General features: G+C 61.3%; 8 protein-coding genes. 5 read left to right on the forward strand and 3 right to left on the reverse strand.

What is annotated here, in order from left to right:
- Window positions 1-48: 48 nt before the first annotated feature.
- Complete coding sequence (locus ATY75_RS16740) at window positions 49-1029, reverse strand: NAD(P)-dependent oxidoreductase (protein WP_088938436.1); 981 nt, start codon at window positions 1027-1029, stop codon at window positions 49-51.
- 130 nt (window positions 1030-1159) lie between these two features.
- Between ATY75_RS16740 and ATY75_RS16745 the strand changes: the two genes are divergently transcribed.
- The 4 genes from ATY75_RS16745 to ATY75_RS16760 all read left to right on the forward strand — a co-directional run bounded on the left by ATY75_RS16745 (window position 1160) and on the right by ATY75_RS16760 (window position 7699).
- Window positions 1160-2029: an ATP-binding cassette domain-containing protein gene (locus ATY75_RS16745; RefSeq protein ID WP_348627410.1), complete on the forward strand. Its 870-nt coding sequence runs from the start codon at window positions 1160-1162 to the stop codon at window positions 2027-2029.
- A 68-nt stretch (window positions 2030-2097) separates the two neighbouring features.
- Window positions 2098-3096 (forward strand): ABC transporter permease, encoded by a 999-nt coding sequence (locus ATY75_RS16750; RefSeq protein WP_049733778.1) that lies wholly within the window; start codon window positions 2098-2100, stop codon window positions 3094-3096.
- Window positions 3097-3264: 168 nt separating this feature from the next.
- Window positions 3265-5580: a tetratricopeptide repeat protein gene (locus ATY75_RS16755; protein WP_088938438.1), complete on the forward strand. Its 2316-nt coding sequence runs from the start codon at window positions 3265-3267 to the stop codon at window positions 5578-5580.
- Between the two features lie 490 nt (window positions 5581-6070).
- On the forward strand, window positions 6071-7699 hold the full coding sequence (locus tag ATY75_RS16760) for a winged helix-turn-helix domain-containing protein (RefSeq protein WP_088938439.1): 1629 nt from the start codon (window positions 6071-6073) through the stop codon (window positions 7697-7699).
- A gap of 608 nt (window positions 7700-8307) precedes the next feature.
- Here the strand turns inward: ATY75_RS16760 and ATY75_RS16770 are convergent.
- Together ATY75_RS16770 and ATY75_RS16775 are read right to left on the reverse strand one after the other, a co-directional pair.
- Window positions 8308-9687 carry a DUF882 domain-containing protein gene (locus ATY75_RS16770; RefSeq protein WP_088938441.1) on the reverse strand — a complete coding sequence of 460 codons (1380 nt, stop codon included), beginning with the start codon at window positions 9685-9687 and terminating at the stop codon, window positions 8308-8310.
- 475 nt (window positions 9688-10162) lie between these two features.
- Window positions 10163-10447, reverse strand: a complete 285-nt coding sequence (locus ATY75_RS16775) for a hypothetical protein (protein ID WP_088938442.1) — start codon at window positions 10445-10447, stop codon at window positions 10163-10165.
- Between the two features lie 146 nt (window positions 10448-10593).
- Between ATY75_RS16775 and ATY75_RS34630 the strand changes: the two genes are divergently transcribed.
- Window positions 10594-10851 carry a hypothetical protein gene (locus ATY75_RS34630; RefSeq protein ID WP_190241372.1) on the forward strand — a complete coding sequence of 86 codons (258 nt, stop codon included), beginning with the start codon at window positions 10594-10596 and terminating at the stop codon, window positions 10849-10851.
- Window positions 10852-11140 lie beyond the last annotated feature (289 nt).

An 11140-nucleotide genomic window follows, 5' to 3' on the forward strand; every position in this document is an offset into this window, starting at 1 on the left:
AGCTTCCTCCCATTGAAAAAGACGGGCGCTTCTGCACCCGCCGCGTGATCAACCTGGATACCAGACGATCCGAGGCTCCTCCCTCGAACGCTGGTAGTCCCAAGCCGAATTGATCAGCTTTTCCAGATCGTAGACCGGCTTCCAGTCCAAGAGATATCTGGCCTTGCTGTTGTCCATCCAGTTCGAGTGAAACTGGCTTGCGATGTCGACCGAGCCGAGCCCGCGCGTGCGGGCGAGGTGTGCCGCGACCTCGCCATAATCGACCGGGCGATCCATCGAAATGTTGAAAAGCTCGCCCTTGGCGCGCGGATTGTCGATTGCCGCCAGGATCGCCGAAACGAGGTCGTCGACATGGACGAAATTGCGCTTCAGCGGCCGGCCGTCGGCATCGTGCAGCAGCGGCACCGTGCCATCCCGCGCGTAACGCTCGGCATCATCAGCCGGCACCAGCGTCTTCCAGTCCGGCCCGCCGAAGACATCGTCGCCGAAGGACAGCGTGAACCTGAAATCGTCCTTCTCCATGATCCAGGGCGCGCGCAGGCAGCAGGTGTTGATGCCGTACTGGATGGCGAACTGCTCGAGCATCACCTCTTCCAGCACCTTGGAGAGCGCATAGCAGCCGGGATAGGCGCGATGCGGCGTCTTTTCGGTCACCGGCCCGTCATGGCGATAGAAGAAATGGCCGATGCCGGCATCGCCGCCGATCAGGATGAACTGCTTGGCCGTGGGGCTGGCGCGAAACGCCTCGAGCAGCCAGAACAGGCCCTTGACGGTGATATCCATCACATCTTCAGGGATTTCCTTGCACGTGGCGAGGTGCACGACATGGGTGACGCCGTCCATTGCCGCGGCCACGACATCGCTGTCGGCGATCGAGCCCTTGACGACACCGAGGCGGTCGGTTTCCTCGAGCACACGATTGTGGCAAAGCGCGCGAATGCGTGCTTTGGAAAATCGCGGCTCGTCAAGCAGCCCAGTAATGAAGCGCCGCCCGACCTTGCCCGTAGCCCCGGTGACAAGGATCAGCATACTTCTCTCCCCAGCAACAGCTAATATGCGCGCGTTTCCGGCGTCAATCTGTATTTGTCGTACAAAATAGATTTTTGGGGTGAGGGGCTGATTTAGCGGACATTTGATTGACGATTCCTGGCGCTTTTGCATTAATGAACCTAATCGCTTTTCCGGGAGGAGATCGGCCGAGCGAGATCGCAGGCGTCCGACTGGCGGCCGGGTATCGGCAGCCGGCGGCGAAGGCAGGCCTGCAGGTTCCGGGGAGGGTAGTCGGCTGGTCGCGGTTCTCGAACTCACCAATATCTCGAAACATTTCGGCGCCATCCAGGCGGTCAACGACGTGTCGTTTACCCTCGAAGCCGGTCAGGTCGTCGGCCTGATGGGCGATAACGGCGCCGGCAAAAGCACGCTGGTCAAGATGATTGCCGGCAACTTCCGCCCCAGCGAAGGCACGATGCGGCTCGAGGGCAAGGAGATCGTCATGCACCGCCCGGTCGAGGCGCGCCAGCACGGCATCGAGATCGTCCATCAGGATCTGGCTCTGTGCAACAATCTGACGGCGGCCGCCAACGTCTTCCTCGGGCGCGAACTGCGCCGCGGCATCGGCCCGTTCCGCATCCTCGATTACAAGACGATGTACCGGCGCGCCGGCGAGATCTTCAAGGAGCTGAAATCGGAAACCAGGCCGCGCGATCTCGTCAAGCAGATGTCGGGCGGCCAGCGGCAGGCGGTGGCGATCGGGCGCACCATGCTGTCGGAGGCCAAGATCGTGCTGATGGACGAGCCGACGGCGGCGATCTCGGTCCGCCAGGTGGCCGAAGTCCTCAACCTGATCCGCGAGCTGCGCGATCGCGGCATCGCGGTGGTGCTGATCAGCCATCGCATGCCCGATGTTTTCACCGTCGCCGACCGGGTGATCGTCATGCGCCGCGGCCGGAAGGTCGCCGACAAGGCGATTGCCGCGAGTTCGCCTGAGGAAGTCACGGGCCTGATAACCGGCGCCATCGAACAGGTCTGAGCGGCGGTGCTTATCCCGCGGGAGAAATACCGCTGACGGAAATGCCCTATCTGGAGTGAGAGGTCGACATGGCAGTGACACTGGACCAGACGATTGCACAGAAGCAGCGCAGCCGGCTTGCGGAGTTTGTCGGCGGCCAGACCTTCTGGGTGCTGATCGCCGTGCTTCTCGCCTGCCTTTTCCTGTCCTTCGCCACCGATTCCTTCGCGACGGCGAAGAATCTCTACAACATCACCCGCAACGTCACCTTCGTCGCCATCATCGCGCTCGGCATGACACTCGTCATCATCACAGGCGGCATCGATCTGTCGGTGGGCTCGGTGCTCTGCCTCTGCAGCATGGTGCTGGCGGTCACCATGAACGCCGGCTATTCCATCGAGGTCGGCATCACGGCGGCGATCGTCACGGCGCTGGTGATCGGCGCCTTCAACGGCGTGCTGATCGCCTATCTCAATTTCCCGCCCTTCGTGGTGACGCTCGGCATGCTGTCGATCGCGCGCAGCCTGGCGATGGTCGCCTCGAACAACACCGTCGTCTTCCAGTTCGGCCCCGATCACGACAAGCTGCTCGCGCTCGGCGGCGGCGCCTGGTTTTTCGGCATCGCCAATCCGGTGCTCTACATGGTCATCCTGGCGTTGCTCACCGGCTTCGTACTGCGCTGGACCCGCTTCGGCCGCTATGTCTTCGCCATCGGCGGCAATGAACATGCCGCGACGCTGACCGGCGTTCCGGTGCGCAGCATCAAGGTCGCCGTCTATATGATCTCGGCGCTCTCGGCCGGCATTGCCGGCATCGTCCAGACCGGCTGGCTCGGCGCCGTCACCACCAATATCGGCGCCGGCATGGAACTCCAGGTCATCGCCGCCGCCGTCATCGGCGGCGCCAACCTCGCCGGCGGCGTCGGTACAGCCTTCGGCGCCCTGGTCGGCGCCGCGCTGATCGAAGTGATCCGCAACAGCCTCGGCCTGCTCGGCATCAACGCCTTCTGGCAGGGCACGTTTATCGGCGGGGCGATCGTGCTGGCGGTGCTGTTCGACCGGATCCGCAATTTGCGGCAGAGCGAGTAGGCCTTGCGCAGGCTGTGATATGCCACGCGCGGGACAGGCCATATTTCGGAAGAGTTTATTCGTCGGCAGCAGGAAACAGGAGTAGAATAACCGCGGCCGCAGGAGTGTTCCCGTTGACCGAAGGATCCGCTAAGCGTGGCTTTCGTCACCTCGCTGGAGAGGATGACCATGGGAGACGATCATGCCGAGCGGCGGCTGGTTGCAATTCTCGCCGTCGATATTGTTGGTTATTCAAGACTCATCGAGGATAACGAGGCCGGTACGCTGGCCGCGATGAGGGCATTGCGCGCCGAAGTTTTCGATCCGCTGCTGGCGGAATATCGCGGACGTACCGTCAAGCTGATGGGCGATGGGGCGATCGTCGAGTTCGGCTCCGTCGTCGATGCCGTCCTCTGTGCCGTTGCCCTGCAAAAGCAGGTTGCGGCCCGCCAGCTCGATGTCCTGCCGCAACACCGGCTTCTCTTCCGCATGGGCGTCAATCTCGGCGACGTCGTCGTCGAGGGCGATGATTTGTTGGGCGATGGGGTCAATGTCGCTGCTCGGCTGGAGCAGATCTGTGAGTCCGGCGGGCTTTTCGTATCCGGCACTGCTTTCGATCATCTGCAAGGCAAGGTGGAGCTGCCGCTTGAATTTATCGGCGAGCAGCATGTTAAAAACATTGCCCGCCCCGTCCGCACCTATCGCGTGCTGTTCGATGGAAACGCTCCGAGCCGGCGGTTCAACATCCGGCGGCTTCGCAGCCGGAAAGCGCTTGCGGCTCTGGCTGTGGTTCTGGTGGCGGCCTTCGCTGCCCTATGGCTCAGTCCGTGGACGACGAGTGCGGAAACCGCGTCGATCGCCCGCATGGCGCTGCCGCTGCCGGACAAGCCGTCGATTGCCGTCCTGCCGTTCGACAATCTCAGTTCCGATCCGGAACAGGCCTATTTCGCCGATGGCATGACGGAAGATTTGATCACCGACCTTTCGAAGCTCTCCAGCATCTTCGTGATCGCTCGAAACTCCACCTTCGCCTACAAGGGCAAGCCCACCAAGGTGCAGCAGGTCGCCGAGGAACTGGGGGTGCGTTATATCCTGGAAGGCAGCGTGCGTCGCCAGGGGGACCAGGTCCGCATCAACGCACAGCTCATCGACGCGCTCGGCGGCCATCATCTCTGGGCTGACCGTTATGACGGCGCGATGGGCGACATTTTTGCGCTTCAGGATAAGGTCATCGGCGAGATCGTATCTGCGCTCACCGTCGAGTTCACGATTGCCGAGCAAGCGCAGTCCAAGCAGGCGGAGACGATGAGCCCGCAGGCTTACGACGCCTTGCTGCAAGGCTGGGATCACCTGCGCCGCGACAGCGAGGATGAAACCCTCAAGGCCATTCCCTATTTCGAAAAGGCAGTCGCGCTCGACCCCGATTACAGCCGCGCGCATGCAGCACTCGCTTCGGCGAATTGGCGGATTGCCGTTTCCAATTGGGAGGCCGCCAACATCGGCTTCGAGAAAGCGATGGAACGTGTGGATCGGCACCTGGCGCTGGCGCTTCGCAAGCCCAATTCGCTCGCCTATGCGATCTCCGCCGAGGTGCTGGCAAGGCAGGGCCAGTATGCCGAGGCCTTTGCCAAAATCAGCCGCGCGATGGAACTCGATCCCAACGATCCCGAAAATCACCTCAGTAAAGCGCGGATTCTGAACGCGACGGGCCAGGCGCCGGAGGCCGAACGCGAAGTGCAGCTGGCGATGCGTGTCGACCCGCAATATCCGCCGAGCTATCTCAGGGTCCTGGCGATCTCACAGTTCCACCAGGAGAAATATCGGGATGCGGTGAAGACCCTCGAACGCGTGGTCGCCAGGCAATCGGACGTGAGTGAAGACTACGCCACGCTGGTCTCGAGCTTCGGCCACCTCGGGCGGACGGACGGCGTTCAGGAGAACATCGAAAAATACAACGCGCTCGCCGTTCCCGCCGGCTACTCGCCGCTGACGGTGCAGGAATCGGGATGGTACTGGTACGGCGATATTTTCAACTACGATCGGACCTATCGCGAGCGCCTGCAGCAGGGGCTGCGCAAAGCCGGCGTGCCGGAGGGAGCCGGCATAGATATTTCCTACGACGAATACGCTTCCCTGATCAGCAAGAGCAACGGCGAATACAACGTCAGGGGAACCACGAAAATCGACGCCTCGACGGCCAAGCGCCTGCACGACCGCGGCGTCAAGCTCGTGGACGTGCGCACCGCTTTGAGCTTCGGTCGCGGCCACGCGCCTGGAGCCGTCAACCTTTCGGTCGTCGAGGTGCTGGCAAAAGACACGCTGTCGAAAGCCGTAAGCCGCGAGGAGGAGGTGATCTTCTCCTGCCACGGCAAATATTGTGGCGATTCCGCCTACGCATCGGCCAAAGCCCTGGTCTGGGGCTTCAAGAATGTCTACCACTTTGCCGGCGGCTTTCCCGCCTGGGAGGATGCGCACTACCCGATAGAGACCGCTCCGACAGAGTAGGCGGATACCGTGCCCGAAGGCATATCGTAAGAAGCCCAGCGCCACCGCCAAAGTTCCCGCAAGCCTCTCCGAAGAGTACTGCCGTGGGGCGCCTGTCGCGTTTCGTTCCTGACGATGCGGCATGTCACGACGTATTCTGGTGGCAGAGACCGCTGCTGCGAATTAGTGCCTCCCCTTGTGGAGAGGGGTTGGGGAGGGGAAAGCGGCAGCTGCCAAGAGGCGTGGCGAGCAGCTTCACCTGCATGAAATCAGACGCGTTGTTCCCGTCCATGCCAGACGCGAACGACGACAGCGTGTCGGCTTCCTCGTGGATGCGATAGCGCAGAACGTAAGCGCTTTTGCGTTCGGTCGCATAGCCGCCCGCAGGGTCTGTCAAACGACGTATATTGTTTTGCCGATATTGGCCTTATAAGCATTTCGGGGTTGGGGTGGAGCCGAGCCGTTCAGGCGCGCAACATGCGGTGTTTGCCCATCAGGCGTTTGGGTCGAGATGATTTCATTTGCGGATACGGGCAAGGCACAGGATCTCCGCTTCGGCGATCTGGTCATCGATGAAGCCTGCATGTTTGCCCATCGCAATGGGCAGACGATCCAGTTCACCAGAAACGAGCGCGCTTTGCTGCTGGCTTTCACCGGTAATCCGCGTCGTCTCATGAGCCGGAATCGCCTGCTGGATGAGATCGCCCAGCCGGGCTCGGATGCATCCGACCGCAATATCGATTTTCTGGTCAACAGATTGCGGCTGAAGCTCGGCGACAACGCCAAGTCCCCCCTCTACATCGCGACCCAATATGGCGAGGGCTACGTCTGGATCGCCACTCCATCCCGGCCTGGCCCGATCGATGCCTTCCTGATCATCGCTCCCAGCTTCGAGCTTGAGAAACATCCGCTGCGCCAGCAAGGCCTGTCGCTGGTGGACAGGCTCCGCGACAGGATCGCGCCGGCGATCGGCGCCGGCCGCAAGGTCGCCATTACGGAAAGAAACCTTCTCGCCAGCTATGACAAGGCGCGCTATCTGCTGCAGGTGAGTTTTCATGCCGATGCCGGTTTTCATGGCGATAGCGGCCGGCTCAACTGTGCGGCCACGCTGCGGGAAATGCCCGCAAAGCGCATCGTCAAGGCCTTCCGCCTGCATCTCGATACCGCGGACGACCTGTCCTTCGTGAACGAGGCGGAGCGCCTCTCCGAAGGCGTTGCCGCAGCCCTGCAGCAGGCCCTGAACGACGCCTCCGACGGGCTCGGCGTACCCACGCATGAAACGCCTGAGGTCCGGTTGAAAAGCGCCTCACGGCTGCTGTCGACCTCGAACCCGAAATGGCTGGCCAGCGGCGAACGGCTTGCCAGCAGCCGCGAGCAGGATCCCTTCGATGCAGACGCCGCGATTCAATGGGGCCTGCACCTCTTCGCGCGCCTTGTCCTCACCAATCCGTTCGGGGATCGCATCAGCCTGGAAGAGCGCGATCGCATCGAGAGCGAGATCGAAGGCACCGTGCTGGAGTGCTTGCCCGAAATCGAGGACAAGCCGCTCTTGATGCTGGGGGCTGCCAAGCTTCTCTATTTCATCAATCGCGGCCATCTCGACCTTGCCGCCGAACTGGCCGAGCGGGCGCTCACCCGCACACAGGATTCCACCGCCGGCCTGCCCATTCTCGGGCAGCTCAGCTGCGCCCGCGGTCGTTTCGACGAAGCGGTCGCTTTCTTCGATCGGGGCATCAAGGCGGGCGAAGCGGGCACGGAGTTTCATCGCCATCTCAGGGTCTTGAAGTGCATTGCCCTGCTGGCTGCCGGCCACAGCCCTTCTTCGGCCGCCCTGGCCACCGATATATCGAACCTCGGTTCGGATTGCCCGCCGCAGATCGCCTTGATGATCGGCTGGATGGCGGCGCAGCCGGATCGGAAACTGCCGGACGCCTCGGAACGGGCGCTTGCCGCCCTCGGGCCGGATCATGCCGCCGCGGCGATCGAATATCTCTACTTCACCTCCGCGCGCCACGTCATCTCACAGGACGGGCGCGCAAACGTCATGCGCAACATGATCGCGCATGTCTCGCGCCTGTACGGCAGGCAGGCTATTCCCGATTTCGTCCTGCGCAGCATCGGTTCCGCCGCCGGCGCCTGAGCCATCGCTCATATCTGTCTTTGCCGCCCGCGCCAGCCGGCATGCCGGTTTTCTGCGCCCTCAAATATTGAGCAAACAATCCTCTGATAGCCACGACCGCCGCTGCTCCTGGCGGTCACGTTCCTTCTGAAGACGAAGGCCAGGGCAACGGCTGTTGAATGATCACGAGCGCGGCGCGTCGAGCCAAAAGCCGCGTGCAATCTTTATTGAGGGGGCCATACTCGCATGCCATTTCCAGTCAGGCGTATCCAATACAGTGTCGTTCTCTGCGCAACCCTTCTCATCGCCGCCAGCATTCTTGAGGGGTGCCAGCAGATGTCCGCGGACATTGAGCAGAGGAAGCTGGACGATAAAGCCCAAAAGGAGCTGTGGGACCAGGCACTGGCGTTCGGGCGAAGTGAATCAAACGGGAGTTCGATGAACACGACTACACCGACGTCCACATCTAAGCCGGCGCCCGCGCCCGCTCCCACACCGCAGCTTGACCCGAACGGCTTGCCACTCTGAAACCGATATCGTCGAGCAAACCGCCAGGCGGTGGTTCTTTGAACGGCTCGCCTTGCGAGGCGCTTTTGTCTCTGCTGCAGCACATACCTTGACGATCGAGGTCATCCCTCCGGGGGCGATGTAAACCGGCCGGCATCGAACGGACCGCTGGCGGCATCCGGGCCGCTGGCAGCAACCGGGATGACATCTCCAGCCGACGTCGCGGCATCAACCTCACGATGAACCGTGCGGGGGGAGACGCGCGGCGGGCTCAATGCAACGGTCTCGCCGGGAGAATGCAGCGCCCATGTCATCAGCGCGGTCTCGGAAGTCGATCCGAGGAAGTTTGCTTCTTCCCAGGAAGCGGTCATGGGCAGGGAGGCGATCATACCAGCGCCCTTCCTGGAAGCCTCCGGTGCAACGATGCGGGGATGGAAGCGGGCATGAACAGGCAATGCCGACGCCTGTCTCTCCGGAAGTGCGGCAATCGGGCCGATCGACGCCGTCTCCAGTTTGTCGACGTCAGCATCGTGCTCAAGGGCCGCCGGCCGCATCGCCGGTATCGGAATCGGCAAGGATGAAAGATCCGGAACGGAGCGTTTGTCATCCGGTTCGGCAGCGCCGGTCTGCAGCGCGAGCGCATTCAAGGCCCGGCTTTTCGGCGTCGGCAGAAGCGCCGTCACGAGCTTGCCGTCTGGGGCGTCGCCGCTTGACCTGGTCGACACCACCACTTCTTCGTCCTCTCCCGCGGTGCTTGCGATCTCAATCGCGGCGGGGCCGCCGCGTTTCCTGTGGTTCGCAACCGCCTGATTGTATCCCGGCAGCGGCCGGCCATCGGCCGGCAGATGCATCGTCTGCCCGTTCGGGAATATGCGCGCGAGTTCCTGCCGGGACATGCGGGGCCAGGCCCTGACATTGCCGACGTCGAGATGCACGAAGGGCGATCCCGAGGTCGGATAATATCCGACACCGCCGACCTGCATCTGCATCGCAAGCGCCCGCAGCGTCGCAAGCTTCACGCCAGGAACATAAAAATCCATCGCCTTGCCCAGCATGTGCTGGCTCTTCTTGGCGACGCCGGTGCTGCGGGATCGGTTGCGGAGCATGTTGTTGGTCGCCGGCGAGCGATAGGCGGAGACGATGTGGATGTAATCCTTGCCGCCGCTGCGCTTATACACCTCCCAGACCAGGTCGAGCAGCCGGGGATCCATCCGGGTCGGCTCGTTCCTTCGCCAGTCGCGCAGAAACCGATTGATCTGGGCAAGGCCTTTGGCATCGAATTTTCCGTCGCGCTTATAGGTAATCGTCGCCTTCTCGCCCGTATGGGTAAAGAACAGCTTCAGGGCGCGATCCTCAGCCGAGGCAAATGATGCGGAACCGACAAGTGCCGGCAGCGCGAACAGAGCCGGCAGAATAGTCTGCGCTGCGAAGCGCTCCGCACGCGACAGGAGCGTGGCAATTCCGCCTGACAAACCTTGCAGTGAATACCTCGACACGAACAAACCCGCCCTACACCAAATACTCGACGACGGGCGGGAACTCCGCATCCATCGGGATTAGTAAAGCCAGCTTATGGTCAATAAATTGCTAACGGGCGGACGCGGAAGCTGGGCGAGTTGAGGATGCGGGTGCTTCATTGGTGCATGGGGCGCCCGCAATACCTCGCGGTTTCAAAGCGAGCTTCGGGCTCACATGCAAATTCCTGTTATCAAAGAAGCGCCAGATGCCCGACTTGCCTTCTGGGGCGCAGAGAAGCAACGCCCTAAACGGCCCTCGCGCACATACAGGGCAACCGAAGTTTGACTGTGGCAAGAGCGAGAAAGCCCGATACGCTGGGCTTTGCAAGCTCAATGCGGCCGATCCATTTGCCTATTGACTGGCATGCTCACTGCTATCGTTAGGCCACAAGCAGAGCCAGATTGCGGATTTCCTGCCGAGGAATTGCCGCTCCTCGTGCCTATAGGCTTCAGCGGCCCTTCAAGGATCGCTGCGGTTGCGGTGATGGTAGTCGTGATCGAGGTCTTTCCAGACGTAGAACCCATTCCAAAGGCCGAGCCACGCTGACAGTGCTCCGAATGAGTCGCTATTTAGCGTCCGGGAAAGTGAACTTTCTCCATTGGAGGGGTCGACCTTCTTCGCCCAAACACCGACGAGAGCCGTTCCCCACCAGCCTGCGATTACTACAGCCGCAATGGGCCAAATATATACGATGGCCGCAAGGCAAATAATCAATATCGCTCTGTAGATGTTGAGCTTCGACATTTCACTCCCGTTTGAAGGCCCCCAATTCCCGGCACTTTAGGCCACTCGAAATTGTCATAAGTTCGAACGTGAGAGTATGGACCCGGGCAAGCCATTCCCTTTCATACCGATATCGGCGCAGATAACTCACTCACAGAGGGGCTTCAATGATGACGCTCGGAACCCCTTTAGAACCAACGTCTTCTCATTTCGGCCAGGAATTCCATCGCTGTCGCAGGAAAACCAGAAGCGTCACCTATCACAGCGTCGATGCCGCATCGTGGGCAAAGCGCTGTCCGGTTATCGTCAACCCACTCTTCAATCTCGGCGGGCTTGAAAGCTTTGCAGCAATGGAAACAGCCACAGTATGCGCTCGCCTCGATATCTCCTCGATTATTGGTGGAATGTTTATGCGCTTGAATTAAGACATTGCCCATGCGGCATCTTTGCCATCCACCCGGGAGGTCGTCCAGTGAGCGCCGAGGGTGGCGGTTACATTGGAAGCGCGCGCAACCTGGTGCCTTTGTTGAGCGGCACCTCATGCATTGAGGGTGGCGCAAGCAAGCGAGTGATCTGCAACATCTCAGGTGACCTGCCACCGAACTTTCATCCGGCAGCGATTAGAGCCCCGGCGGTTTTGAATACGCCAAGTGGCGCGGTGTGAGCAACCGGCGGAAACGCGAAGCTTTCATCTCGCGCAGCGTTGGAGCCGGT

This window comes from Rhizobium sp. N122, assembly GCF_002211295.1.
Classification (GTDB): domain Bacteria; phylum Pseudomonadota; class Alphaproteobacteria; order Rhizobiales; family Rhizobiaceae; genus Rhizobium.